23 protein-coding genes are annotated in these 25,675 nt (G+C 61.8%); 13 read left to right on the forward strand and 10 right to left on the reverse strand.

The features are described from left to right. Positions 1–2: 2 nt before the first annotated feature. Together FHS92_RS07115 and FHS92_RS07120 are read right to left on the reverse strand one after the other, a co-directional pair. Complete coding sequence (locus FHS92_RS07115; RefSeq protein WP_184079043.1) at positions 3–1,238, reverse strand: thiamine pyrophosphate-dependent enzyme; 1,236 nt, start codon at positions 1,236–1,238, stop codon at positions 3–5. Beyond that, the gene (locus tag FHS92_RS07120; protein ID WP_184079045.1) at positions 1,235–1,648 is read right to left on the reverse strand and encodes a hypothetical protein; all 414 of its coding nucleotides are present in this window, start codon (positions 1,646–1,648) and stop codon (positions 1,235–1,237) included. Before FHS92_RS07120 ends, FHS92_RS07115 begins: the two co-directional genes overlap by 4 nt. A 65-nt stretch (positions 1,649–1,713) precedes the next feature. Here FHS92_RS07120 and FHS92_RS07125 point away from each other — a divergent pair, with 65 nt between their 5' ends. Continuing rightward, positions 1,714–2,187: an Lrp/AsnC family transcriptional regulator gene (locus tag FHS92_RS07125; RefSeq protein WP_184079047.1), complete on the forward strand. Its 474-nt coding sequence runs from the start codon at positions 1,714–1,716 to the stop codon at positions 2,185–2,187. Positions 2,188–2,211: 24 nt separating this feature from the next. Here FHS92_RS07125 and FHS92_RS07130 read toward each other — a convergent pair whose 3' ends face one another. Genes FHS92_RS07130 through FHS92_RS07150 form a run of 5 tightly spaced genes read right to left on the reverse strand, consistent with a single transcriptional unit; the run spans position 2,212 to position 8,229 of the window. Next, on the reverse strand, positions 2,212–2,664 hold the full coding sequence (locus FHS92_RS07130) for a GFA family protein (protein ID WP_184079049.1): 453 nt from the start codon (positions 2,662–2,664) through the stop codon (positions 2,212–2,214). A 31-nt stretch (positions 2,665–2,695) separates the two neighbouring features. Beyond that, positions 2,696–3,841, reverse strand: coding sequence for an alpha-hydroxy acid oxidase (locus tag FHS92_RS07135; RefSeq protein ID WP_184079051.1), 1,146 nt, complete (start codon positions 3,839–3,841; stop codon positions 2,696–2,698). After that, positions 3,838–5,592, reverse strand: coding sequence for a hydantoinase B/oxoprolinase family protein (locus FHS92_RS07140; RefSeq protein WP_184079052.1), 1,755 nt, complete (start codon positions 5,590–5,592; stop codon positions 3,838–3,840). The genes FHS92_RS07135 and FHS92_RS07140 overlap by 4 nt, the downstream gene beginning before the upstream one ends. Positions 5,593–5,605: 13 nt before the next feature. Continuing rightward, entirely contained in the window at positions 5,606–7,669 is a 2,064-nt protein-coding gene (locus tag FHS92_RS07145; RefSeq protein ID WP_184079054.1) for a hydantoinase/oxoprolinase family protein, read from the reverse strand. A gap of 26 nt (positions 7,670–7,695) precedes the next feature. After that, on the reverse strand, positions 7,696–8,229 hold the full coding sequence (locus FHS92_RS07150) for a VOC family protein (protein ID WP_221230961.1): 534 nt from the start codon (positions 8,227–8,229) through the stop codon (positions 7,696–7,698). Between the two features lie 433 nt (positions 8,230–8,662). On the opposite strand from FHS92_RS07150, the gene FHS92_RS07155 reads away from it, so the two are divergent. The 7 genes from FHS92_RS07155 to FHS92_RS07185 all read left to right on the forward strand — a co-directional run bounded on the left by FHS92_RS07155 (position 8,663) and on the right by FHS92_RS07185 (position 16,496). Beyond that, complete coding sequence (locus FHS92_RS07155) at positions 8,663–9,388, forward strand: GntR family transcriptional regulator (protein WP_184079058.1); 726 nt, start codon at positions 8,663–8,665, stop codon at positions 9,386–9,388. 246 nt (positions 9,389–9,634) lie between these two features. Then, positions 9,635–10,798 (forward strand): alpha/beta hydrolase, encoded by a 1,164-nt coding sequence (locus FHS92_RS07160; RefSeq protein ID WP_184079059.1) that lies wholly within the window; start codon positions 9,635–9,637, stop codon positions 10,796–10,798. Between the two features lie 252 nt (positions 10,799–11,050). Continuing rightward, positions 11,051–12,409, forward strand: coding sequence for a spinster family MFS transporter (locus FHS92_RS07165; protein WP_184079061.1), 1,359 nt, complete (start codon positions 11,051–11,053; stop codon positions 12,407–12,409). A 154-nt stretch (positions 12,410–12,563) separates the two neighbouring features. Next, positions 12,564–12,920 carry a cupin domain-containing protein gene (locus tag FHS92_RS07170; RefSeq protein ID WP_184079063.1) on the forward strand — a complete coding sequence of 119 codons (357 nt, stop codon included), beginning with the start codon at positions 12,564–12,566 and terminating at the stop codon, positions 12,918–12,920. A 61-nt stretch (positions 12,921–12,981) separates the two neighbouring features. Beyond that, complete coding sequence (locus FHS92_RS07175) at positions 12,982–14,319, forward strand: LLM class flavin-dependent oxidoreductase (protein ID WP_184079065.1); 1,338 nt, start codon at positions 12,982–12,984, stop codon at positions 14,317–14,319. A gap of 31 nt (positions 14,320–14,350) precedes the next feature. Further along, the gene (locus FHS92_RS07180; protein WP_184079067.1) at positions 14,351–15,112 is read left to right on the forward strand and encodes a hypothetical protein; all 762 of its coding nucleotides are present in this window, start codon (positions 14,351–14,353) and stop codon (positions 15,110–15,112) included. Positions 15,113–15,200: 88 nt separating this feature from the next. After that, positions 15,201–16,496 (forward strand): spinster family MFS transporter, encoded by a 1,296-nt coding sequence (locus tag FHS92_RS07185; protein WP_184079069.1) that lies wholly within the window; start codon positions 15,201–15,203, stop codon positions 16,494–16,496. 30 nt (positions 16,497–16,526) lie between these two features. Here FHS92_RS07185 and FHS92_RS07190 read toward each other — a convergent pair whose 3' ends face one another. After that, the gene (locus FHS92_RS07190; RefSeq protein ID WP_184080222.1) at positions 16,527–17,543 is read right to left on the reverse strand and encodes a YeiH family protein; all 1,017 of its coding nucleotides are present in this window, start codon (positions 17,541–17,543) and stop codon (positions 16,527–16,529) included. Between the two features lie 176 nt (positions 17,544–17,719). Further along, on the reverse strand, positions 17,720–17,968 hold the full coding sequence (locus FHS92_RS07195) for a DUF6356 family protein (protein WP_184079071.1): 249 nt from the start codon (positions 17,966–17,968) through the stop codon (positions 17,720–17,722). A 113-nt stretch (positions 17,969–18,081) separates the two neighbouring features. On the opposite strand from FHS92_RS07195, the gene FHS92_RS07200 reads away from it, so the two are divergent. From FHS92_RS07200 to FHS92_RS07220, 5 genes are all read left to right on the forward strand, one after another. Continuing rightward, a complete protein-coding gene (locus FHS92_RS07200; RefSeq protein ID WP_184079073.1) occupies positions 18,082–18,552 on the forward strand; it encodes an Lrp/AsnC family transcriptional regulator in 471 nt (156 codons plus the stop codon). 113 nt (positions 18,553–18,665) lie between these two features. Then, positions 18,666–19,871, forward strand: coding sequence for an alpha/beta fold hydrolase (locus FHS92_RS18645; protein ID WP_184079075.1), 1,206 nt, complete (start codon positions 18,666–18,668; stop codon positions 19,869–19,871). Positions 19,872–19,984: 113 nt separating this feature from the next. Next, the gene (locus FHS92_RS07210) at positions 19,985–20,440 is read left to right on the forward strand and encodes a hypothetical protein (protein ID WP_184079077.1); all 456 of its coding nucleotides are present in this window, start codon (positions 19,985–19,987) and stop codon (positions 20,438–20,440) included. Positions 20,441–20,703: 263 nt separating this feature from the next. After that, on the forward strand, positions 20,704–22,854 hold the full coding sequence (locus tag FHS92_RS07215; protein ID WP_184079079.1) for a TonB-dependent receptor: 2,151 nt from the start codon (positions 20,704–20,706) through the stop codon (positions 22,852–22,854). Between the two features lie 147 nt (positions 22,855–23,001). Next, positions 23,002–23,892 carry a cupin domain-containing protein gene (locus FHS92_RS07220; RefSeq protein ID WP_184079081.1) on the forward strand — a complete coding sequence of 297 codons (891 nt, stop codon included), beginning with the start codon at positions 23,002–23,004 and terminating at the stop codon, positions 23,890–23,892. 109 nt (positions 23,893–24,001) lie between these two features. Here the strand turns inward: FHS92_RS07220 and FHS92_RS07225 are convergent, their stop codons facing one another. After that, positions 24,002–25,624: a long-chain fatty acid--CoA ligase gene (locus FHS92_RS07225; protein WP_246351859.1), complete on the reverse strand. Its 1,623-nt coding sequence runs from the start codon at positions 25,622–25,624 to the stop codon at positions 24,002–24,004. Positions 25,625–25,675 lie beyond the last annotated feature (51 nt).

Below are 25,675 nucleotides of genomic sequence, written 5' to 3' on the forward strand. Positions count from 1 at the left end.
GGTCATGCTAGCACTCCCGACTGCGCGCGTTGCGCGATCAGATGGGGCGGCAGGTCGCGATAGACATCGTCGAACATCGTCGCCGCGGGAAGCCGGTCGCCTTCCTTCAGCGTGCCGTAGCTTTCGGAGAGCTTGCCTGCCGCCTTCACCTCGTCCTCCAGGTCCCTCTGCAGTGCTTCGTGCTGCGCATCGGACCAGTGTCCGTGAACCACGAGATGCTGCTTTAGCCGTTCGATCGGATCGCCCAGCGGCCACGCTGCCGCCTCGGTCGCCGGTCGATAGCGGGTGGGATCGTCTGATGTGGAATGCCCTTCGGCGCGATAGGTGAACAGCTCGATGAAAGTCGGGCCACCCCCGGATCGCGCCCGCTCGGCTGCCCAGGCGGTGACGGCATAGACCGCCAGGAAATCATTGCCGTCGACGCGCAGCGCTGGAATGCCGAATCCCAGCCCGCGCGCGGCGAAGGTCGTGTTTTCGCCGCCCGCGATTCCCGAATAGGACGAAATCGCCCACTGGTTGTTCACGACATTGAGGATGCACGGCGCCTGATAGACGCTCGCGAAGGTCAGCGCATAATGGAAGTCCCCCTCCGCCGTGGCGCCTTCCCCGATCCATGCGGCGGAAATGCGGCGATTGCCATCGGCAGCGGCTGCCATCGCCCAGCCCACCGCCTGGCTGTATTGCGTGCCCAGATTGCCCGAGATCGAAAAGAAACCCGCCTCCCGACTGGAATAGAAGACCGGCATCTGCCGCCCTTTCAGGCGGTCATGGCTGTTGGAATAGACCTGGTTCATCATATCGACGAGCGGCCAGCCACGCGCGACCAATATGCCCTGCTGGCGATAGGTCGGAAAGCACATGTCCCCCCGTTCGAGCGCCATGGTTGCCGCCACGGCAACGGCCTCCTCGCCGGTGGACTTCATGTAGAAACTCGTCTTCCCCTGCCGCTGAACGCGGACCATGCGCGCGTCATAGGCGCGGGTCAGCATCATCGCGCGCAGACCCTTAATCAGGACATCGGACGAAAGCTGCGGATCCCATTCGCCCTGACAGCGCCCCTCATCATCGAGCACGCGAATAAGGCCGTAGGCAAAGTCGCGCATTCCAGCGGCGTGAGCATCGACAGCCGGGCGCGGCATGCTACCGGCCGGAGGTACCTCGATGTGCGAGAAATCCGGCGTTTCGCCGGGACGGCTGCACGGCTCCGGCACATGCAGTCCGACACTGTTCCTGATCATGCTTCAACCTCGGCTGGATGGAGAAGGGACAACGACGCATCCAGAACGAGCACGCTGCCACGGATTTTTTCGAGGATCAGGTGCGCCGTGGCTTCTTCGAGACCGGGCTGCTCTATGGTGACGGCAAGCGTGCTGTCGTCGCGCTCGGCCAGAATCTTTGTCGGCAGCAAGGTGCGGAGCGCAAAATGCTCGATGATGCGCGCCACGCTCTGCGGGTCGGCGACAGCCTGAACCTGGAACCGTGTCATCACTACGACCACACCCATGCTGCGCAGCATGGTGCAGCAAAATGGGCCGCAATGAGGGCTGCGACCGGTTGCTTCCTGCGCCCAGATAGAAAGTGCTTCATGGTCTCCGCTCCATGGATTTCCCCAGCGAATACCAGAAAATCGCCTGAAAAAAATTGCCAAACATGCCCATTATTGCTATTTTTGAGAAAGGTTCTTTCTCATTATAATTTTTTGAAGAAAATATTATGCCAGAATCGCTTGATGCTTATGATCGCCATATTCTCGCATTGCTGCAGGCCGACTCATCCCGGTCCAACGCGGATGTCGCTGCGACGATCGGCCTGTCGGAAGCGCCCTGCTGGCGGCGCGTTCAGCGCCTCAAGCGGGAGGGGTTCATCCGTGCCCAGGTCAGCCTGCTCGACCGCAACAAGATCGGTCTGAAGGCGCAGGTTTTCGCTCAGGTGAAGTTGACTACGGTGGGCCGCGCAGACCTCTCCCGCTTCACCGACGCGATCCAGCAATTCCCCGAAGTTCTCGACTGTTTCGTGCTGATGGGCAGCGCCGACTTCATGCTGCGGATCGTCACCCGCGATATCGAGGCGTATGAACGGTTCTTCTTCGAGAAACTGTCGCAGGTTCCCGGCGTGCAGGAAATCAATTCGATGGTCGCCCTGTCCGAGATCAAGTCGACCACGCAACTGCCGCTGGACTCGGCATAGGGACGCTTGCGCGGCGTCCGTTGTCTAGCCCAGCCCTTCCGTGAACAATGTCAGGCCCGGCGCGGGCGGATCCCAGCTCGTGGCTTCCTTTGCAAATACCGTGACCGACGGCCGGTAATTTTCGCGATCGTCCAGACTGGCGGCGGCCACGACAAAGGTTTCCGGGTGGCGGCTCAGCTTGGCGAACACCATCGCGCTGCACTGCGGACAGAAATAACGGAATGATGTCCCACCGCTGTCGGCGACATAAGTGAATTCCCGCGCTTCGCCGGTCGTTGTCGCCGCTTCTCCGGGGGTCACGACAAAACAGCCATGTCCGGTGCCCGAGATTTTCTGGCAGTAGACACAATGGCATTGCAGGGCGATCAGCGGCTGGGCGTCGATCGAATAGCGCAGCGCGCCGCAGGCACATCCGCCGGTGATCGGCAGGGGCACGGGGTTGTTCGTATACGCACTAAGGTCCGACAGGTCGGTCATGCTCGTCCCCTCTCCACTCAACCGGCTACGCTCATGCGCCGATGGATGCGATCGCGCTTTCATCGAGCGAGGCGATATCGGTCCGCCCGAGCAGCGTCATCGTCCGCTCCATCTCGCTCCGGAAAATCGAAAGGACCGACGCCACGCCCTTCTGTCCGCCCGCCGCCAGTCCATAAAGATAGGGCCGCCCGATGGAGCAGGCGTTCGCCCCCATGCACACCGCCTTCACCACATCGCTGCCCCGCCGGACTCCGCCGTCGACGATCAGCTCCATATCCGGGCCGACCGCATCACGGATGGGGCGCAAAAGCTCGATCGGAGCAGGCACATCGTCCAGCTGCCGGCCACCATGGTTGGAAATCATGATACCGGTGGCGCCGATCGCCTTCGCCCGGACGGCGTCCTCGACACTCTGCACACCCTTGACGATGAAGCGCCCACCCCACTCGCGGACCAGCCAGGCGGCATCCTCCCACGTGGCCGCGGGGTCAAACTGGCTGTTCACATATTGAATGATGCCCATCGCCCCGCCGGCCAACGCATCGACACGGTGCGCAACATTGGCCAGCCGGAAATCGGGGCTGCGCAGGAAGTTGAACGTCCATTCCGGGCACATCGCGAAGCTCAGCAGGCTCTCGGGGCCAAAGCGCGGCGGCATCGTCATGCCGGTCCGCCGATCGCGCTCGCGATTCCCGGCCACCGGCGTATCGACCGTCAGCGCCAGCGCATCATAGCCTGCCACCTTCGCGCGTTCGACGAACTCGCGGCTCAGGCCCCGGTCCCGGAAGATATAGATCTGGAAGAGCTTCGGCCCGCCACTTGCGGCGGCAATGTCTTCGATGGACGTCGTCGCCATCGTGGACAGGCTATAGAAAATGCCCGCCTCCGCCGCTGCCCGTGCGACAGCCAGCTCCTTGCCGTGATGGAACAGCCGGGTCATGCCGGTGGGCGAGAGATAGAGCGGCATCGCCACGTCGCGGCCGAACAGCTGCGTGCTCGTGTCGATGCGCGAAACATCGGCAAGCGTTCTGGGGTTGAACCGGATGTCGCCGAACGCTTCGCTGTTGCGCCTCAGGCTGCGCTCCTCGTCCGCCCCACCATCGATATAATGGAAGAACGGAGCGGGCAGCTTGCGCCGCGCCGCCTCCCGATATTCAGCGACATTGCCCGGCTTCATAGGCGGCGTAGTTCGGCCGTGGCCGCCGCGTCGACCGCGCCATCCGCGCTCAGCACGACGCCGTAGACGCTTTTCGCCCGCTCGCTGGAGATCCACCCCTCGCGCACATCCTCCGCAACCACGTCGGCATCCCGCTCCATCGGCGAGCCATAGCCACCGCCGCCGGTCGAAACCGCGATCAGCATCTCGTCACGCCCGACAGGATTGACGCCGATGGGGGAGAGGAATTTGCGTTCACCATCGCGTGTCTCGATCCATTGGTCACTCTTGCCGCCGACGCCGCCGCCGCACACGCCCTTGGGCGGATTTTCATGACCGTCCGAGCAATAACCGACATCGAACGTGCCACGCACCGGCCCGAACTCGACGACGGTCGAGGAGGCGCCGCGATAGCGTCCCGCCCCTTCGGTGTCCATCAGGAATTCGCGCTTGCGCAGGACCATCGGCTGATACAGCTCGGCGAGCTCGACTCCGTCGATATAGCACATGCCCGCATTGCCGAGATGCGCCGTCGTCTGCCACGCATCCCCGACGGACGTCGCCGCGCCCGCCGAAAAACCGAGCATGATCTGGTTGACATACACCTGCTTCGTCCGGGGATCGATGCCGGAAATCACGCCCAGCGACGGGGCAAGGCCAGCGCCGACTTCCGCCATGCCCCACGGGCCGTTGAGGGTCGCAATACCGGTCTGAACGGCGTTGGCCACACGGTCCGCCATGTTCGTGGTGGAAATCGAGCAGCTGAACGGGTGCGGAGTCTTGCCCACGACACAGCCTTCGCGCAGCCGGATATCAAGGCGCCGGAAAGCGCCCGCGTTCTTGGGCACTTTGGGATCAAGAGAATTGAAGACGCCGATCATCGCGGACGTCCGCGCGCACGCCTCGCTGAGGTTCACGCCGCTGGGAACGCAATCGGCATTGTCGGTAAGGTCGACGACGATGCGCCCTTCGGTCGCGTCGATCTCGACCTCGGCCTTCACGGTCAGCCCGTCTTCGGGAAGGCCGGGGAACGGATCGTGGCGGCTCGTGCCGGTGACTTTGCCGCTGGGCATGGCACGGATCGCCTCGGCCATACGGGTTTCGCTATAGTCGAACCATTGGCGCTCGAACATATGGAGCTTGTCCCAGCCATGTTCGCGCGCCAGCTCGATCAGCTCGCGCTCGCCGATGCGCGCCGCGCCGATCATCGCAAGGAAATCGCCCCGCCACTGCTTGGGCACGCGAATCCGCATCTCGCACATGCGGATGATGTCCTCGATATCCTCGTAGTCGCTCTGCACCTTCACGGCCGGGAAGATAAGCGCACCTTCCTGGTACACGTCCCGTGCAGCGGGCATGTAGGTGGTCGGCTCGCTGTTGCCGATGTCCGCCTGATGCGCCTTGGCGACGACGCTGAAATGATGGACCCCAGCGTCGTCGATTACCGGAACGATGATGGTATGGTCCGCCGGGTGCGAGCACCCATGATAGGGCGAATTGTTGAGATAGGCGTCCCCGGCCTTCAACGTCGGATGGAAACGGTGCATTGCCTCGGCCATCATGTCGGGGCCGCTCAGGACATGGATCGGTAGGCTGTCCGCCACGGCCAGCAGTTCACACCCGCGCGTGACGATGCAGCAGGAGAAATCCTTGCCGCGGTTGATGACGCCAGAACGCCCCGTCCGCAGCAGGGTGTTCGACATTTTCCGAACTACGCCTTCAAAAGCGCTGTTGAGAAGAGCCAGTTCGGCGCCGTTCATTTGCTTAGTCATGTGCGCTCATTCCTCAGGGATGGATGATCAGGCTGCCGGACGGCGTGCGCCGAAATGTGGCCTTCGGATCCACCACGATCGTGGTGAAGTTCGACTCGATGATCGCCGGACCGTGATTGTCCTGATCGACCGGCAGCTTTTCGAGATAGTGGATGGCGGCATCGGTCCAGCCGCTGTCTTCGAAAAACGTCTTGCGGGTAGCGGGACGATCGACCGTCCCTTCTTCGGACGCGAGGCGGAAATTCGCCTCTTCGCGCAACTTGCACCGGACCGTGGCCCGCAGCCCGACGATCTCGACCTGCGAACCTGAATCGCGGATGGTGAAAATCGTCTCGTGCGCCCGGTCGAACGCTTCGCGGAACGCCGCGACGTCCGCGTCGGTATCCAGACGCCCGCCCGGCACAGGCACATCGATGTCCCACACCTGATTCTCGTAACGCGCTTCGGCGATGACGCTGATGTCGGTCGATCCGGCATCCGCACCGGACCGTGCCGCGAAGGCGTCGCATTGCGAACGCAGGTTCGAAAGGGCGGCCCGCGCCTTCCCGAAATCGAAGCTGGCTGTGCTCAGGAACAGGCTGGCGGAATATTCCGATACGATGTCGGACATCAGGGCGCCGGCCGCGCTCAGCGCCGCGCCGGTTTCCGGGATGATCAGCGTCTCGCAGCCCAGCTTGCGCGCGATGAACACGGAATTGAGGCCAGCCGCTCCGCCCCCGCCGATGAGGACCGATCGGGCGGGATCAATGCCCTGCGCCACGGTGATGTCGACGATCGCCTGCACCATGTTCTGCGTGGCCAGCTGGAGGATGTGCCAGGCGGCGAGTTCCACCGAGATGTTGAGTGGCTTGGCGATCTTCTCGGCAATGGCCGCATAGGCGCCCGCGTGGTCCAGCTTCATCTTGCCGCCGAGGAAGAAGTCCGGATCGACATAACCGAGCACGACGCTGGCGTCCGTCACCGTTGGCTCTGTGCCGCCGCGCGAATAGCACACCGGGCCGGGAACCGAACCGGCACTCGCAGGACCGACATGCAGCAACCCGCCTGCGTCCACGCTGGCGATCGATCCACCGCCCGCGCCGACGCTCTTCACGTCGACGGAAGGGTAACCGACAAGCTGGCCCAGAATGGGTTCCCCGATCCACAACTCGCGAGTCATCGGGACGATGCCGTCGCGCACCAGACTGATGTCATAGGTGGTCCCGCCGGTGTCGGCGACAATGACGCTCGAACCCGGCGCATCAAGATTCGTATAATGCCGTCCGGCAATGGGCGCCATCGAGGGGCCGGAGTTGATGATCCGCACCGGATGTTCGGCGACGTCCTGCCCCGCCATCAGTCCGCCGGACGACGTAAGAACCATCACTTCACCGGCAAAGCCAGCGTCCAGCAACCGCTGCGTCAGTCCCCCCATATAGCGGGACATGATCGGCTTGAGCGAGGCGTCGATGGCCGTGGACGAAGCGCGGCGGAATTCGCGCAACGTCGGGTTGACGGCGTGCGACAGGGATACGGGAACGCCCGGCAAATGCTCCGCCAGCAATTCGCCCACGCGCAGCTCATGCGCCGGGTTCATGGTCGACCAGAGCAGGCAAACCGCCACCGCCTCGATCTTGGCCGCCCGCAACTGGCCGATGACGCCGAGCAGATGGGCCTCATCCAGCCCGGTTTGTACCTCACCGCCCGCCAGAAGCCGCTCCTCCACCTCGAAAGTCAGCGAGCGCGGTACGAACGGCTTGGGGAACAGCGCGGCGTGGTTGAACGGCTCCAGACGCCCCCCCTCGCGGAAGATCATCATGTCGCGATGGCCCTTGGTTACGAGCAGCGCGGTCCTGGCGGTACGCCCGGTGATGATCGCGTTGATTGCGTGGGTGGTGCCATGGATGAACAGCTCACCCTTGGCGAGCATCGAGGGGAGATCCATACCGCGATCCTCGGCCGCGAGCGTCAACGCATCCAGAACGCCCTTGACCGGATCGCTGGGAACCGTCGCCGCCTTGTACAGGCGAATGGCGCCCTCATCATCCTCGACCACGAGATCGGTAAAAGTACCCCCGGTGTCAGTCGCAAACCTCATATTATCGTCCACCCTCAATAAATTGGTTAGATTCCCATCTCGCGCACAGGGTCAGCGCCGTCCCATTCCGCGGCGGCGCGCGCCACTTCCGCAAAAAACTGCGCCTTGCGCCCCTGCACTTCGGAAATTTCTAGCATCGTGCCGTTAAGGCCGCGCGTATCGACATAGGCAAAGCGCCCATCCGGCGCGCCGGTGTAGCCGGTGTGGACTATGGGCAATCCCGCCGATCGCGCACGGTCCACCCAAAGGTCGAGCTCCTGCGTCCAGTAGGCGAGATGCTGCTGCCCCTCGCGACCGCTGTCCAGGAATGCGCGAAAAGCGGATGGATGATGGTCGAGCGGCTGGACCAGCTCAATCTGCATCGAACCGGTGTTCGCGAAGGCAACCCCCAGCCGCGCATCGCATGGCGCGCCGTTATACCGAAGATCGCGCACCGGCGCTTCCTCGAAGTAGAAAAACGGCCCGACACCCATGGTATCGATCCAGTGCGCCATCGCGGCACGGATGTTGTGCACCACATACGCCACCTGACGCACAGGACCCAAATCCCGAAAAATCATCTATCCGCCTCGTTTCGTCGGCTGACGCCACGCCAGCCCTTATTTTTGCAGCCCGATCCCTGGTTTCAGCATGATGCGATAACTCCGACGCGCAGCACGGTCAACAATATTTGAGATCTCAGATTTTACCTCGCTCAAGCGTCCCACGCCTTGTGCCGGGGAAGAACGTTGGTGCATCATGACCGCCCCTCTTGCATCCGTCGCAAAAGGATCATACCACAGCATTGGGAACGGAACAATATCGTTTCGTTCCATTATCAAAGGAGGCGGTACTGGCGTTTATCTCCAGACACGGGCGGTCCGGCACGCCCTTCTTGCCGATCCGGAAACGGCGCTCGACAAGAGAGCCGACGGCGGGATTCCGATCGGCGGAGGGCGCTCTGCCCACCAGAACGCCTCTTGACCCCGCCCCCCGCTTATGGCTCTTAAAACCATGACCATAGCGCAGATTAAAAAGCGCGGCCGCTCACCGGGCCGTACACCGATCCCCGCTCCGGATCTGGATGCGCTGTCCTTTAACGAGAATGAGCCGATCGAGCGGCAAGTCTATACCTCGCTCCGCCGGGCGCTGATGTCCGGAGCCATGCTGCCCGGCTCCCGGATCAGCAGCCGGTCGATCGCCTCCTCGCTGGGCATCAGCACCATGCCCGTCCGCGAGGCGCTGAAGCGCCTTGAATCCGATGGCGCACTGGCAAGCTCGGCCAAAAGCGCCTTTATCATTCCGTTTCCCTCCGAAGAGGAATTTCAGGAAATCCTGCAGATTCGCCTGAGACTGGAAACGCTGCTGGCTCAGGAAGCCGTCCCTCTCATTACCAGTGCGCAGATCGACAAGGTGGAATGGCTGCAGGACCGCATGGCGCAGTCGAAAAGCTGGCGTCAGGTCCTGAACTACAACCAACAGATGCACTTCAACATCTACAGCGCCGCGAAGATGCCCTATGCGTTGTCGCTGGTCGAAAACGTCTGGACCCGCATCGGTCCGCTCCTCCACTTCGTGTTCGACGGCCGGTTTGAAACCACGACCTATGAGCATCATTATTCGATCATCACCGGCCTGCGTGAACGGGATGCAAAAAAGGTCGATGATGCCATTCGGAGCGATCTGCTCGACGCGGCTGCCGTGATCACCGAGCATTTGCTCGCGCTGACCCCCGCCTAGGGCGATCGCTCACAGGTCAGCCCGCCGGGCTCTGGGCGGGTCTTACCCGGGTGACCATAAGAGCAACACAACGCGAGGCCAAGCGGGCGACGGTAGACGATAACGGCAGATAAGCCCGGTATCATTCTTCAGCGCGTCACCACGCCCGTGCTATAAAGTGCCCCAACAGAGCCGTTTGCCAACTTGACTCCATTTGTTTACAGTGCGATCTCAGAACTAGAAACATATCGGTCAGGAGTTTGAAGCGTGTTTGAATATTTCCCCAACAATTACGCCTGGAGCCTCAGCGTCGCCGCGAGTCTCTCGATCGGCGGCGAAATGTCCGAGATCGACATTGCCTGCAAGCCACTCTCGGCGACAACCAGCACCCTCAGCCGCGCTGCCGCAGAGGAGGCCTGGTATCAGAACTGGTCGCGCCTGGGCGAACATCTCCTCGATCTCGCCGACAAGGATCTGGGACGCGGCTGGAAGTTCAGCGCCGGGGAGAAGCTTCTGCGCGCGTGCAACTATTTTCTGATCGCCGAGCGCAACATGTCCCATGCAGACCCCCGTCGCCTGGCGACCTATCGCAAGGCGCACAACGCCTTTGCCGAGGGCGTTTCGAGCCGTGGCGACAGGGCGGAACGGATCACGGTTCCTTACAAGGGCAAGGAACTGGCGGGTTGGCTCCACCTGCCGGAAGGACAGGGTCCGCACCCCTGCATGATCTTCCTCAACGGCTTCGACAGCATCAAGGAAATGCATTATCTGATGTACGCGAAATCAGCGGCAAAGCGCGGTATCGCGATGCTGTTTGTCGATCAGGAGGGCACGGGGGAAGCCCAGCGCTTCCATCACCTTCCCAAGGGTCATGACACGGAAATTTCCGCGGGACTTTTCGTCGACGCACTGGAAAAGCATGGCAGCATCGACGCCAACCGCATTGGCGTCGCGGGGATCAGCGCCGGTGGCTATGATGCGCCACGCGTGGCCGCGTTCGAGAAGCGGCTGAAGTGCTGCGTCTGCGTGGGCGCCCTGTTCTACATCGATCAGGCCACACAGGACATGTTCCTGGGCAAGGGCAAGAATGTCTCCGAAGGCCTGTCCAACATGGCCGAGCATCTGATGACCGTCACCTGCAAGGACGACATCCACGAAGCCGTTGCCGAATTTGCCCGCCGTGACCTGACAGACGTGATCGCCCAGCTGGAATGCCCGCTGCTGGTGGCGCACGGCGAAAATGATCGTCAGGTGCCGTTGTATCACGCCGAAAAGACGGTGGAGGGCGCCGTCAATGCCGCCGAGGCCGAACTCAAGGTCTTCACAATCGGCGAGGGCAGCTGCGAACATTGCGGCATCGACATCAAGAGCATGACGGCCGACTATTGCCTGGATTGGGTCGCCGACCGGCTGGGCGGCACAGTCGGCTGATCCCTACCGACACGCTTGGTATGACAAGGGCCGTCCGCATCCGTGCGGGGCGGCCCTTTTCCCGTAGCGGGGAGACGCCGAGACACAGGAGCGCAAAGCCGCTTGACAACCCCGCCCAACATCCGGCTTAATCCTATGTGCGATCTCAGTTAATGCAATGAGGTGTGATGGCCCATATTGGCCGCGGCGCCATCACGTGAGGCTTTCGAAGAATACACGACGACTACAGACCATCGTCACAGGAGAGCGGATATGGAGCGTAATCTGACAGACGAGGCGCAGGCCTCTCCCACATCCACTGCCCATCCGGCCGGGGCAGCCGCAGACTGGAGCTGGCGCAGCAACGGCTATGCCTGGTGGGTGGTCGTCGTCCTCGCTCTCGCGCTGACGCTTTCGCTTATGGACCGGATGATCATGGCGCTGATGATCGCGCCGATCCAGCGCGATCTTGCCCTGTCCGATACGCAGGTCAGCCTGATCCATGGCTTTGCCTTCACCATTCTCTATGTCCTCGCGGGTTTCCCGCTGGGCCGGATCGCCGATCGCGGAAGCCGGCGATCGGTCGCGGGATTCAGCGTATTCGCCTGGAGTGTGATGACTGCATTGTGCGGGAGCGCCAGCAACGCGGTGCAGCTTTTTCTTGCCCGGATGGGTGTCGGAGTCGGCGAAGCGGGCCTGTCACCGGCCGCCATTTCGCTGATCAGCGACTATTTCCCGAAGAAAGAACGCGCCCGCCCGCTCGCTTTTCTGACCATCGGAACCACGGCGGGTGCCGGAATCGCGATGATGATCGGCGGCAGCATCATCGCGATGGCGGGAAGCGCGCAGGATGTGGTTCTGCCGCTCTTCGGACCGGTTCATACATGGCAGGCAGTGTTCATCATCCTCGGGGTCGCCGGGATGCTGTTCGCGGCAATATTCCTGACGGTACGCGAACCCCCGCGGTCGGAACGCGCGACAACCGACGTCCTCCCCCGCACGGGCGAAGTCGCCGCGTTCATCATCGCCCGCCGCCGCTTTTACATCCCGCATTTTCTGGGGACCGCGATGGCGGTGCTGGTTCTTATCGGGTTTCATACCTGGATGCCGACCATGCTGATCCGCAGCTTCGGCTGGACCGCCGCGCAATCCGGCTACGCCTATGGTGCGATCATCGCGCTGGGCGGCGTAACAGGCATTCTATGCTCGGGCTGGATCAGCGTGCGCCTCAACCGGCAGGGCCGCACGAATGTCGAAATCAGCCTCGTGCTCTGGTCGGCGCTGGGCGCGCTGCCGTTTCTGGCCATCGCACCGCTCATGCCGAGCGGCGCAGCCACGTTGGTGGTCATCTATCTCGGGATAGCATTGCTGACCGTTCCGTCGGCGCTCGCTCCGACCATCTTGCAGGCGATCACACCCAATGAAATGCGGGCGCAGCTGTTCGCCGTCTATCTGCTGGTGATCTCGATCGGCGGCTATGCCCTCGGTCCGCTCGCGGTTGCGCTGATTACGGATAAGGTGCTGGGTGATCCGCTCCTGCTCCACCTCTCGCTGTCGGTTACCGCTGCCATCGGCCTTCCGGTGTCGGCGTTGCTGATGCGACGGGCGCGCTCGCAGACGTTGAAAGCCTAGCTGCGCCAAAAATAAAAAATTCTTGATCTACGATCTCAGAATAGGTTAGCGTCTGGCGTACCGTGATTCCAAAACAGTCTCGCTCCCTCGGTCGCCGGACTGCGAACGCAGGCAACGGCCATTCGTGGCGCTGTCCGGAACGAAAGGAAACAGAATGCCCAAAGTGGCGGTTGTCCATCTCGACGCGCTCGCGCCCACCCAACTGGATACGCCGTTCCATCGCGACGGGCTTGCTGTTCACAAGCGCGCCATATCCCGGCAGGAGCACGGAGCGGAACGCCTGGACGCGGGATACAACGCTTACAAGGCGGGCATTAGCTTTGCCGTTCCCGCCGCGCCGGTCGAAGGCGTGTGCTACATTTTGTCCGGCGAGGGCATATTGGACGATGGCGAGCAACAGACGGCGCTCAGGCCCGGATCGTTCATCTTCCAGCCCGCAGGCTCGGCAGCCCACATAACGATCAGCACCGACATGGAATCGGTCTGCGTTTTCTCACCACCGAGGAATTGACCAGGAGGATGGCGCGGATGGGCGACACGACCCCATCCTCCCATCATTGAGAGGATTGCATATGCAGAATGGAAAGATGCGGATCGGTGTTATTCTGGACGGGGTGGGAGGCTCCAACTGGGCCTGGCGGCGGCCCCATATCGCCGGGGATGCCAGCGTCAACATCGACAACTACATCCGCGAGGCCAAGCTGGCCGAGGCAGCGAAGGCGGACTTCATCTTCATCGCCGACACGCTTCACGTCACTCCTGATTCCTCGCCCCATTTTCTCAATCGGCTCGAGCCGCTGACCCTGCTGGGCGCGGTGGCGACGCACACGCGCCATATCGGTCTGGTTGCGACAATATCGACATCGTACACAGAACCGTTCACCGCCGCGCGGCAACTCGCCTCGCTCGACCTGATCAGCAAGGGCCGGGCGGGATGGAATGTTGTGACATCCGGCATTGAAGGCGCGGCCCGCAATCACAGCCATTCGACCATGTCGAGCATCGAGGAACGCTATCGGCGCGCGGCCGAGCATGTCGAGGTGGCCAAGGGTCTCTGGGATTCGTGGGAAGACGATGCCTTCATCCGCGACAAGGACAGCGGTGTGTTTTACGATCGCTCAAAGCTCCACGCCCTCAACCACAAGGGGGAATTCTTTCAGGTCGACGGTCCACTCAACATCGCACGATCGCCACAGGGCCATCCCGTGCTGTTTCAGGCCGGAGCCTCGGACGGCGGACGCGATCTAGCGGCGCGGACCGCCGACGCGATCTTCGGGATCCCGAAAACGATCGAGGCCGCGAAGGAATTTTTCGACGACGTGAAAGCGCGCGCGGTGACCTACGGCCGCAAACCGGATGACATCATCTTCCTCGCGGCGATGGATGCCATCGTCGGGGAAACGGAAGAGGACGCAGAACGCAAATACCGCGAAGCATGCGAATTCGTGCGGTATGAAGACGCGGTGAAGTGGCTGGGCTTCTTCTTCAGCTCACACGATTTCCTGCAATATGACCCCGATGCGCCGTTCCCGGACATCGGCGACGTCGGCGACAACAGCTATCGCAGCATCAGCGACTTCATCAAGACAATCGCCCGCACGGAACGACTGACCCTGCGCGATGTCGCCCGCCGCTTCGCCATTCCCCGCACCGACTTCATCGGCAGCGCGGAAAAGGTCGCGGACGCGTGTGAGAACTGGTTCCGCAAGGGGGCCGTCTCGGGTTTCAACGTGGGCAGCTCGGTCGGCAGGGTCGAGGACTTCCTCGAACTCGTTGTACCGATCCTCCGCAAGCGCGGTCTGTTCCGCGAAGAATATGAGTTTGAAACCTTCCGCGCCAACATGGGCCTTCCAACGGTCGTCAATCGCTACACGGCCCAAGCCGCGGCGCGCGAAGCGCTGTCGGCTTGAGCCGCATCCTGATGGGAAAGGCCCCCTTGCCATGAAGATCATCCGGCCGGAAGACGTGGAACCGACGATCAATCCGAACGCGGCCGAACATCGGGACGGGACGCATGTCCACCGGCGTATCTTGTCCCATCCGCACGGGGGTCCTGCCACGCTGGACCTCGGCTATAATGTCTCCCGGGTCGAACTCGACGTCCAGATACCGTATGCCTACAACAGGGACGAGTTCTGCTACAATGTGCAGGGCAGCGTGCGCGCCGAAAGCGACGGTGCGGTCGTCGATGCCCGGCAGGGCCTGTTCATGTGGCGACCGGCCGGGGCCGCGACGCAGCGCATCGCAACATTCGGGGACTACATCTCAATCTGCGCCTTTGCCCCGGCCCGAACCGATGCCTGGAGCCATCGCCTGCCTGCCGAGGAGGTCGGCAAATGGGATGGCGATCCCGACAAGAAGCCGCGCCTCACCTTTCGTGCGTGGGAGGATGTCGAGCCGGAAGCGTCCGGTGATGACAGCCCCTCTGTCGGTGCGGACGTTCGGCATATCTTCGACACACCCCGCATGCAGGTCACCCGCGTAACCCTTTCGCGCGATACCCGGCTGCCGATCGGCAAGCGCGGCCGCGAAGACATCTACTGGCTCGAAAGCGGCACCGTGTCCGCCTCGGCAGGAACGGAAACATTGACCTGGCGGCCCGGAGAATTTCTTCAGGTACGGCCGGGCGATACGGTCGACGCCTTCGAAGCGCTGGACGACGCCTGCTTCCTGCGCTGGTCCGCTCCGGCCGCCCTCGGTTGACGGTGGCCGCCCTCCCCAAGCCCTCTCGTTTTCGGCAATCGCCAGCGGCCACGCCGTGCCCGATTGCCGTCACCACAAGGAATTCCATTTGAGCCAGGGAAAGGGCGTTGGCCATCGGAAGCTGGGGGGAGGAATCGCCCTTGTCCTGACGCTCACCCTCTTGAATACGATCAATTATACGGACCGGGCGCTGATCTCCATATTGGCGCAGCCGATAAAGGCGGACCTGCATCTCTCCGATCTGCAGATCGGCCTGCTGAGCGGCTTCGCATTCGCACTGGTCTATTCGGTGCTCGCGCTCCCGCTATCGCGGATCATTGACCGGGGCTATCACAAGGTCGCCATTATCGGGTCGACCATTACATGGTCGATCATGACCGCACTCGGGGGTTTTGCGAACAGCTTTTGGTCACTGGCCGCCATGCGCATCGGCGTTGCGCTGGGTGAGGCCAGCCTCCATCCCGCCAGCCATTCGCTCATCAGCCTTCGCTTGCCGGTCTCCGCACGCGGCAAAGCCTTGGCCCTGTTTTCGATGGGTCTGCCGCTGGGTGTTGGTCTCGGCTCGTTCTTCGGGGGATGGCTCAGCGACGATCATGGCTGGCGGACCGCATTTCTGGTGCTTGGCCCGGTCGGCCTGCTCACCGTGCCCCTGCTGCTCTTCGTGCTGCCCTCCACCCGCGAACAGGTGCAGGCGCAGGCCAGCGCGCCCGTGTCAAACGGCAAATTCTCCGACTTGACGAGCGCCCTCGCGCTCTTGTGGAAGCGCCCGGTATTCCGGTTTCTCTTCGTGGGACAGGCAATCATTTCGATGTTCGGCTTCTCGCTTACCGCCTTCGTCGGAGCCTTTTTCATGCGGGTGCATGGCTGGTCGGCACTGCAGACGGGATCGTTCATCGCCTTTTCCAACGGCCTGGGCGGATCGATCGGCCTGCTGCTGGGCGGTGTGGTCTTCGACTTCGTCGGTAAACGATGGCCGCGTATCCAGATGCTGCCCATCGCCGCCGCGCTGCTGTTGTCCGGAAGCCTGGCCATCCTCGCATGGCTGGTCCCAAGTTCGCCCGCCAGCGCGGTGTGCGCCTTCCTGGCAACGTTCCTCTACCTCTCCGCGGCGGTCCCGCCCATCGCAATGGCGCAAAGCGTTGCCGAGCCGCATATGCGCGCTACTGCCTCCGCGCTGATGACGCTGAGCGCCAGCCTGATTGGCGCGACCGCGGGTCCGCTTCTGGTCGGCGCGACGAGCGATTTTCTGACCCCGATATACGGTGCCCGCGGCATTGCCTGGGCACTGGTTGGGATATCCTGTTCGCAGCTCGCGGGCGCCTACTGCTTCTGGCGCGCAGGCCGCAGCCGCGCGCAGGACGGACACACGCCCCCATCGGCTTAGCGCAGCACGACGCGTAGCGGTTGCGCGTGCCTATCTTATAACGAACAGAGCGGCCGCCAGCGAGAGAAGGAACGCAACGACGGTCGCCGCGCCGATAACGATCAGCGGCTTTCTCCCGGCCTCCAGCAACTGCGGCAGCGGAGAGCGGATCGCCGTGGCGGTCACGGCCGCCGCAAGCAAGGCGGTTGCGGCCTTGACGCTGACGGTCGACACCAGGGCGGGCAACACGCCACAGCTGTTGACGCCCGCCAGCAGAAAAAAGCCGACCACAAACCAGGGCACGCCGATCCGCCCGGCCCCGGCGCTCCGACCGGTCAGGACAAACGCGACAATCGCAAGCACAGGCGCCAGCAAGGCCACGCGCGTCAACTTGACGATCGCCGAGGTCTGACCGGCCCCTTCCGAAAAACTGTACCCGGCACCGATCGACTGGGCGACATCATGGATCGACGCGCCCATCAGAAAGCCCGCCGAGAGGTCAGACAGCATCAGAAGATGGGCGATGATCGGGTACAGCACCTGCGCGGAAGCGCTCATCGCCGCAATGCCGATCAACACCAAGGTAAGTTGCGCCTCGCTTACCCGCTTTTCGCCGAGCGTCGTGCTCAATGCCATGGCCGCGCTGGCACCGCATATCGCGACCGCTCCTCCCGCGAGCACGCCGAACGCGCTGTCAAACCCCATCAGGCGCGCAGCCAGAAGGCCTGTACCGATCGTCACTGCGACGATCGCCACGATGCAGAGCAGCGCCTCCGGCCCCAGATCCGCAACCTGACCGAGAGTGACACGCGCGCCGACCAACACGATCCCCCAGCGCAGCAGGGTGCGCGACGCAAAAACCAGCCCCGCCTCTAACCGGGCGTCGGATGACAGGAAGTTGAGAGCAAGGCCCAACAGCAGCGCCATCAGGGTCAGCGGCGCGCCGTAATGGTCCGATATGAAGCCGGCCGCCAGCGTACCCAGTGCGACAACGGTGAGACCGGGCACAGTGGCCCGCCACCGACGCGGCTCGGCCGCGGGGACGTCGCCATAGAGATCGGCTGCCATCATGCGATGTGTGGGGGAGAGGGACAGGGTCAGCGCCTCATCACGCGTAAGCGGTGCCGGAATGCGCCGTTGTGGGCTCATGGCGCATGGAACGTCCCGTTTCTTTCCGCACGGGTTCGGCCTGCGCGACATGTTTCTTGGTACTGGTCAATCGCGTCATCGACAGCTCCGGCGCCCTAATCCTGAGGAGCCGGCAGCGCTTCTCCATCCCCGGCAGATTTCACCCGCTTCACGACCATGCGCTCATGCAGGCGCCGGACAACATCACTACCGGTCCGGACAAACAATGCGGGCACAACGGCGTGCAGCACGCACGCGATCCCGCCCACGATCATGGCCGCACCGAAGCCGCAGGCGGCGACAAAATGCTCCCCATAGCTCTCCCGAACGGCCCGTGGATGATCGAGAAACAGTCGATCCAACATTTTATCTCCTTCGCTGTCATGCACGGAATTTAGCTTCAATCTCCGGCAACATATTTCTTTTTTTCCTCGAGTTTACCCATTAATGTGGATGAAATTTTACGGATTGGCCTATTATGCAGAATTTTGTTCTTGACGCCTTCGACCGGAAAATTCTTACAATCCTGCAAAATGATGCCACTTTGTCGGTATCCGAAATCGCCGAACGTGTAGGATTGTCTCAGACCCCCTGCTGGAAACGCATAAAACGGCTCGAGCAGGAGGGGGTCATCGACCGCCGGGTTGCGATCCTTAATCCGGAACGCCTTGGCCTCCATGTGACGGTGATTGTCGCCGTTCGCACTTCGCATCACAGCGACGAATGGCTGCAAACCTTTGCCGACGGTGTCTCGCAAATTCCCGAAGTCGTCGAATTCTACCGCATGAGCGGGGACGTCGACTATCTTTTAAAGGTCGTGGCGCGGGATATCGCCGACTACGACCGGATCTACCGAAAGCTGACCAAGGTCGCTCCCCTCCACGATGTGAGTTCCTCGTTCGCGATGCAGGAGATCAAATCGACAACGGCTCTTCCTCTGGGAAGCTGACGCCGGGCGCCTTCGCCAGGAATTTAAATTTTCCGGCGAAAAACGGCACTTGACATCCTTATTTATGAGATCTCACAATAGGAGCTACTTGAGGCATCGCATCGGAGTAGCCAGTGATCGACTATTTTCCGGGACAATATTGGCCGAACCTGCTGCTGTGCAATACTCTTGCGTCGGGTGTTCCGGTGGGCGATCTGGACGACGGTCTGCGCAAGGCGCAGGCGGTCCTCAAGGCAGGCTCACCGCCGGAATCTCCAGAATTTCCGGCCGCCGCCGCCGAGGGACTGAATGCCGTGGCGGACCGGCTGGAACGCATGATCGCTGCCGATCTGGCGCTGGGCCGTTCCTTGAGCGCAGGCAATAAGCTGCTCCGGCAAGCCGCGATCCTCGACTGCCTCGGCTGGTTCATGACGGACTTCTACAACCCCATGAAGCTGACGACGTTCGACCGTGCCCGCGCAGCGTTCAAGAAAGGGTTGGCGCTGAGCGGGGCACCGCACAGCCGCTCGGAATTTTTCCAGATCCCGTTTGAGGGCGTGATGCTCGACGCGCTGTTCACGCCATCCGAAACGGACGGGCCATCGCCCGTTGTCATTCACCTTAACGGCACGCATAGCCAGATAGAATGGCAGTATTTCATCGGCATCGCGCCCCAGCTGGCCAAGCGCGGTATTGCTTCGATCGCGCTCGACCATCCCGGGAGCGGATCGGCACGTTACCACCTTGGACTGAAATATCGCCCTGATCCAGAAAGTTACACGATTGCCACAATCAACGAAGTGACCCGGCGATCCGATATCGACGCGGAACGAATCGGCGTCTGCGGAAGCAGCTTCGGCGGTATTTTCGCGCTTATGGCGACCGCGCGGATCCCGCGCATCAAGGCATGCGTATCCTGGTCACCCGGCTACGGCTTTCCCACGCACCGCTATTTCGCGCATGGGCGACCATCCGACCCCGGGCCACTGGCCACACCCTATGAGGAAGGCCGCGCCAAACAACAGCGCTGGGCGTACGGCGCCATCGACAATCAGCAGCTGTACGACAAGATGCAGTCCTACAGCGTGCAGAACGATGTCCCGAAAATCAACGTGCCGTTGCTCGTCGTGGCGGGACTGAACGACCCGCAAACGCCTGCGGCCCACGCAGAACGCATCGTGCTGGAGGCGACCGGCAGCCCGCGCGCGGAGCTCCTCACCATCGGCCCCGATATCGGGGGCGACCTGCACTGCAATGTCGACAATCCGGCCACCGCCGTCGACGCCATAAGCGACTGGTTTACCGACATATTTCATACACGCCCGGAAGGCAGAGCCTGATGCACTCCGTTCATCCCCTGTCGCGTCGCTCGATGCTGTACCAAGGAGCATCGGCTGTGCTGGCCACTACGCTGGCTACGTTCGCCGTGCCATCGGTAGCCGCCGGACCCGATATGCGCCGCTCGGCGCTGACATGCGCTCAGGCGCTGGGACGGGCCATTGCGAACCTCCTGCAAACCCGCCCTGCGGACGCGGCGGAGCAGTTGCGCCTCTTGCTGCAAGGCGCAGAGGCCTGGGTTCCTGTCGGGCACGGTATGATGTTTCAGGCAGACACCTTGCTGATCCTGGCTTTCCGCCCCGAATTTCCCAGCTCGACAGTGGGCGAGCCTATGACCGCGATTACCGATGCCGCGATGTTGGCCAGCCGCCTCGACGCGGCAGATCCCTCGGAACGCAATAGAGCACTCGCGTCCTTTTCGATTCCTCGCGATGCCCGGCTGCGCATCTTGCAGCGGGAAGGAGCGGCAAACTGGCGACTGGCGATTGCAACATTCAGCAGTAAACAAAAACGCTATTGTTCGGGAATAACCAACGACAAACATGGATGGATTATAAAAAATATTGAATAAATCCCTTATTGAATAAATATAAAATATGTAATTTGGGTATATTTTGAAATAAATACACTGAATGCGTGAAATATATTTCATGCAATTGGCATATATTTGCCCGAAAAATTTTCAAGAAATTTGCGGTTTATTCAACAAACATGTTTTTTCTGTTGACTATTATCTGAGATCTCACAACATATTGATGTGAGTCGATGGCGTGTCCTTCACGGATCAACCGGCCACAGCCGCCGTCGACGCCAAATTCATCAAGGGGGAAAATCATGAAACGATCAGCCTTTCTCATCGGAACTGCGCTTGCACTGTGCCCGGCGCAAACCTTTGCACAGACGCCTGCCGCCAATGACAATGGCGATGGCCGCCTCGACGAAATCGTCGTCACCGCCCAACGCCGGTCTGAAAATCTTCAGAAAGTTCCCATTGCCGTCTCGTCGTTCGACGCCGCGAAGCTGGAGCGCTCCGGCGTGACCTCCACATCGGGTCTGGCCAGCGTCACGGCGGGTCTGGTCTTCAACCAGTCCGTCGGGTTGGGCTCGCCGTTCCTGCGCGGCATCGGCACATCCGGCAATGGCCCGGGCACGGAAAACTCGATCGCGATCTATGTCGACGGCGTGTATATCGGCACGAAGTCATCCGCTGTCAGCGACGTCGAGAACGCCGCCCGGATTGAGGTTCTCAAAGGACCACAGGGCACATTGTTCGGTCGCAATGCGACCGGCGGGCTCATCCAGATCATCACGAAGGACCCTCCCAAAAAGCCGGAGGCAATGGCGCGGGTCGGATATGGGAATTTCGATACGGTCGTCGCCACCGCCTATCTCGGCGCGCCGCTGGGCGAGAAGGTCGCGGCGGACGTCTCTGTAAAATATCAGAACCAGGGCAAAGGCTGGGGTACCAACCTCAACACCGGGAAAGACATCGGCCTTACCAACAAGTTCAACGTGCGCGGAAAACTGAAATTCGATCTCGATGACGCGACGTCCATGGTTCTGGCGGGCGATCATTCCTGGTACCGGTCGTCGGTCGGCACCGGCTTTCGCGTGGAAGAGGGCCTGCGGACGTCGGTCGACGGCAATCTTTTTCCCGCCAATGGCGGCCGCTATGACATCAACACCACGATCGAGCCCTATATCCGCACGACCAGCAACGGCGTCTCGCTGAAGATCGACCATGAGTTGGGCTTTGCCGATATTCAGTCGATCTCCGCCTATCAAAAGAGCCATTATTTTCTTCAGGTCGACAACGACTACACCCCTCTGCCCTTCCTGGTCACCAGCGCGGACACTTACGAGCATCAGTTGAGCCAGGAGCTCAAGCTCTCCAGCAAGGCCGGAGGAAGCTTCCAGTGGACCCTGGGCGTTTATGGCTTCACCTACAAAGGCACGCAGGATTTCGGCGCTTATGGCACGTCGCGCGGCGCCAACCGTGCCGACACGATCGGCATCCAGAAGGTGCGCTCCGAAGCCATCTATGGTCAGGTCACACAGAAACTGGGCGAAGCGACCCGCATTACCGCTGGGCTGCGTTATACTTGGGAAAACCGTCGGATCGCAGGAGAACGACGTTCGACAACCCCGGCAGGCGTGGTGACCGTAACAGCCTTCTCGCCGCCACCATCAGCGAATTTCAACAAGCTCACTTGGCGCGCGTCGATCGATCATGATCTGGCACAGGATGTGCTCGCCTACGCCAGCTATAACCGTGGCTTCAAGAGCGGTACGTTCAACGTCAATGCGCTGCAACGCGATCCGGTCAAGCCGGAGGTGCTCGACGCCTATGAAGTGGGCCTGAAATCCAGCCTGTTCGACCGCCGCCTTCGCCTCAATGCCGCCGGATTCTATTACAGCTACAAGAACATCCAGTTCTCGCAGACCTTCAACGGCATTTCCGCGCTGCGCAATGCGGCCAAGGCACGCCTCTATGGCATCGATCTGGACGCCGAGCTCGCCGTTTCCAGCCAGTTGACGCTGACCGCCGGGGCGGAATGGCTCGACACGAAGATCAATTCCTTCGTGGGCGATACGCAGCTCACTCCGCTACCGGGTGGCGGAAACCTGACCTTCATCGGCGACTCATCGGGCAACAAGCTCCAGAATTCGCCCAAATATTCTGCGAATGCGGCGATCGATTACCGCGTTCCCGTTGGTCCCAACACCTTGGCGTTCAACGTAAACTACAGTTACAATGACGGCTTCTACACCGCATCCAACAACTTCGTCCGGCAGGGGGCCTATTCGCTCGTCAACGCCCGCGTGCAGCTGGGCTTGAATGAAGACCATGTTCGCCTGCAGCTCTGGGGAAAGAACCTGACGAACAAGTTCTACCGCGCGGCCTATGGTGGCCAGGCTACGGGCACGAACTACACGCCGGCCGAGCCGCGGACCTATGGTGTCACGGCGGAATTCCGCTTCTGACCTCTCCCGCCCGTGCGCCGTCCGCGCACGGGCACCGGACGGCCCACAACGACGCGGGACATCCTGATCTCCGTTTCCGACCTGCCACCGCGCCGAACAGCGACGCTCGCGGTTTCGAAAGCCTTCACACCAGAGAGGAGTACCGTCATGCGCGTTAAATCCAGAAACCGTTTTACTCTCGCTGTCTTTCCGCTGCTAGCCGGTCCGCTGATCGCTCCGACGTCAGCCATCGGCAAACCGCCTCAGCCGACGATCAAGATTGTCGATCCGCTGACGGTCGATCCTCTCGTGCGGGAAGGCACAAATTTCCGGGCCGGTGGACCGGCACAGCATCGACGCATCATCACGAAACAGAAGGACGGTTCGACCAACCTCGACGTCGGTTACAACATCTACGCGGCGGGCATGGGCGGTTCGACCCCCTATGCGTATAACAAGGAAGAGCTCTGCTACATTTCCAAGGGCGAAATCGAGATCATCAGCGACGGCATCTCCGTCATTGGCAAGGCGGGAGACCTGATGTGGCGCCCGGTCGGCGCGTCCAGCGACGGATCCAAGGTGCTCAAGGATTCGGTCGGCGTCTGCGCGTTCAGCCCTGCCCGGGAAGATGCGGACAGCCACCGGATTCCTGCGGCGGATGTCGGAAAATGGACGGGTGATCCTGCGCTCAAGCCACGCGTCCGCTGGTTCCACATCGCCAGCATCGCGCCCACGGAACGTCCGGGCAATCCGGACTATGCGTCCGGCAAAATTGTCGAGCGTCGCGTTCTTACTGCGCGCAAGGACCATGCCGCAAAAGCGGACGTCACCTTTACGACCTACAAGGCGGGTGTGGTCCTGCCCGCGGAGGTGAACCGTTTCGACACGCTGTGCTGGCTGGAAAGTGGCACAGCAGAAGTCGTGACCGGCAAGACCAACCAGACACTCAATGCGACCCATTTCCTCTACCGGCCCGCGGGCGCGCGCACGGATTCCATTCAGTTCAAACAGGACTCGGCGATGATCTGCTACGCCTCACCCGCACGCACCGACCGCTAGTTTCCCATCACAGCCGGCGCTTCGGGCGAAATGCCCGGAGCGCCGACTTGCGTTCGGTATCGGCCCCCGACACAAATAGCGCTTCTGGAATGGTGCCGCTGTCAGCGGATCACGAAGACGTCGTCTTCTCATAATAGCCCGCGTATCGGGCGCGCAGGACTTTTTTGTCGATCTTGCCGGTCGCACCCAAGGGAATCTCGTCGACGAACTCGATGGCATCCGGCACCGCCCAGCGGGCAAGGCGCGCGGCCAGCATATCCCGGATATCCTCCGCTGTAACATCCCCCTCGCCGCTCCGCTCCACCAGCAGCAAGGGCCGCTCGTTCCATTTCGGATGGCTGACACCAATGGCAGCGGCCATCTTCACGCCGGGGTGCGCCAGCGCCATATTCTCGATATCGACGGAGCTGATCCATTCGCCGCCGGACTTGATGACGTCCTTGGAGCGGTCGGTGATGCGCATCGTGCCATATCCGTCGATGGTTCCCACGTCCCCCGTGCTGAAAAAGCCGTCCTTGTCCAGTGCCGAGCGGTCCGTGCGGTAATAGCGGCCAGCAATGGAGTGTCCGCGGATTTGGAATTCGCCGATCGCGACACCATCGCGCGGCAACTCCTTGCCGTCTTCGTCCACGATGCGCAGGTCCGTGCCGATGATGGGCCGCCCCTGCGACAGGCGAAAGCGCATTTGCTCCTCGTCCGACATCTGCTGAATTTCGGGCAGCAACACCCCTCCGGTTCCCACCGGAGACGTCTCGGTCATTCCCCAATTGTGCCGGACCTCTATGCCATGGTCCATGAGGCCACGGAAAATGGCTTCCGAACAGGCCGCACCCCCCACCGAAATACGCCGGAGCGTGCTGAGGCTCTGGCGCGTCTCGCGCAGGTGGCCGAGGAGAGTGAGCCACACGGTCGGAACGGCGGCGGCCACCGTCACCCCTTCCTGCTCCATCAGTTCGTGAAGCGATGCGCCGTCCAGACGCGCGCCCGGCAGCACGAGCTTGCACCCGACCGCAGCGGCGGCGAAAATCAGCCCCCAGCCATTGGCGTGAAACATGGGTACAATCGGCATCAGGACCTCGTTCGCGCCGATGGCATAGACATCGGGCTGCATGATCATGAGCGTGTGGAGGCTGTTGGAGCGATGGGTGTAGAGCACGCCCTTGGGATCGCCCGTCGTACCCGATGTATAGCACAGACCGGCAGCGACGTTTTCGTCGAATTCGCCCCACAAGACATTGTCATCATGATCGGCGAGGAAGGCGTCCCATCCGTCGCCGCCGTCCCCGTCCAGCACCACGACTTTTTCCACGGCCGGGCACTGCGGCAGCAGCCGTTCGAGCACAGGCCAATATTGCCGATCCGTCAGGATGATCCGGTCGCCGCCATGGTTGATGATGTAGAGGAGCTGCTCGTCGGAAAAGCGCGGGTTGAGCGTGTGGCAGATCGCGCCCATGCCCATGATGCCGAACCATGCCGCGATGTGACGGCCGCTGTTCATCGCCAGCGTTCCCACGCGGTCACCCAGCACGATCCCGTGGGCGGCCAGCGCGTTGCTCAGCCGCGCGGCCTTGCGACGGATATCGGCCCAGCTCATGCTGGTAATGTCGCCGTCAAATCCGCGCGAAACGACCTTGCGCTCGCCATGCCACCGCGCGGCATGATCAATGAACCGGTCGATGGTCAGCGACCACGCCTGCATGGTCCCCACTGGGGGCACCGCTTCCTCTTGCATAAACCCTCTCGCCTTATTTTACTTCTCGACCGCCTTCAGTCGAAACGGCCG

This window comes from Sphingobium subterraneum (assembly GCF_014199435.1).
GTDB lineage: Bacteria > Pseudomonadota > Alphaproteobacteria > Sphingomonadales > Sphingomonadaceae > Sphingobium > Sphingobium subterraneum.

Bases quoted from the DNA above. Each gene is read 5' to 3' on its own strand.
- FHS92_RS07115 (WP_184079043.1), bottom strand. From the start codon at position 1,238: ATGATCAGGAACAGTGTCGGACTGCATGTGCCGGAGCCGTGCAGCCGT.
- FHS92_RS07125 (WP_184079047.1), top strand. From the start codon at position 1,714: ATGCCAGAATCGCTTGATGCTTATGATCGCCATATTCTCGCATTGCTG.
- FHS92_RS07130 (WP_184079049.1), bottom strand. From the start codon at position 2,664: ATGACCGACCTGTCGGACCTTAGTGCGTATACGAACAACCCCGTGCCC.
- FHS92_RS07135 (WP_184079051.1), bottom strand. From the start codon at position 3,841: ATGAAGCCGGGCAATGTCGCTGAATATCGGGAGGCGGCGCGGCGCAAG.
- FHS92_RS07140 (WP_184079052.1), bottom strand. From the start codon at position 5,592: ATGACTAAGCAAATGAACGGCGCCGAACTGGCTCTTCTCAACAGCGCT.
- FHS92_RS07145 (WP_184079054.1), bottom strand. From the start codon at position 7,669: ATGAGGTTTGCGACTGACACCGGGGGTACTTTTACCGATCTCGTGGTC.
- FHS92_RS07150 (WP_221230961.1), bottom strand. From the start codon at position 8,229: ATGATTTTTCGGGATTTGGGTCCTGTGCGTCAGGTGGCGTATGTGGTG.
- FHS92_RS07155 (WP_184079058.1), top strand. From the start codon at position 8,663: ATGACCATAGCGCAGATTAAAAAGCGCGGCCGCTCACCGGGCCGTACA.
- FHS92_RS07165 (WP_184079061.1), top strand. From the start codon at position 11,051: ATGGAGCGTAATCTGACAGACGAGGCGCAGGCCTCTCCCACATCCACT.
- FHS92_RS07170 (WP_184079063.1), top strand. From the start codon at position 12,564: ATGCCCAAAGTGGCGGTTGTCCATCTCGACGCGCTCGCGCCCACCCAA.
- FHS92_RS07175 (WP_184079065.1), top strand. From the start codon at position 12,982: ATGCAGAATGGAAAGATGCGGATCGGTGTTATTCTGGACGGGGTGGGA.
- FHS92_RS07180 (WP_184079067.1), top strand. From the start codon at position 14,351: ATGAAGATCATCCGGCCGGAAGACGTGGAACCGACGATCAATCCGAAC.
- FHS92_RS07190 (WP_184080222.1), bottom strand. From the start codon at position 17,543: ATGGCAGCCGATCTCTATGGCGACGTCCCCGCGGCCGAGCCGCGTCGG.
- FHS92_RS07195 (WP_184079071.1), bottom strand. From the start codon at position 17,968: ATGTTGGATCGACTGTTTCTCGATCATCCACGGGCCGTTCGGGAGAGC.
- FHS92_RS07200 (WP_184079073.1), top strand. From the start codon at position 18,082: ATGCAGAATTTTGTTCTTGACGCCTTCGACCGGAAAATTCTTACAATC.
- FHS92_RS07210 (WP_184079077.1), top strand. From the start codon at position 19,985: ATGCGCCGCTCGGCGCTGACATGCGCTCAGGCGCTGGGACGGGCCATT.
- FHS92_RS07215 (WP_184079079.1), top strand. From the start codon at position 20,704: ATGAAACGATCAGCCTTTCTCATCGGAACTGCGCTTGCACTGTGCCCG.
- FHS92_RS07220 (WP_184079081.1), top strand. From the start codon at position 23,002: ATGCGCGTTAAATCCAGAAACCGTTTTACTCTCGCTGTCTTTCCGCTG.
- FHS92_RS07225 (WP_246351859.1), bottom strand. From the start codon at position 25,624: ATGCAAGAGGAAGCGGTGCCCCCAGTGGGGACCATGCAGGCGTGGTCG.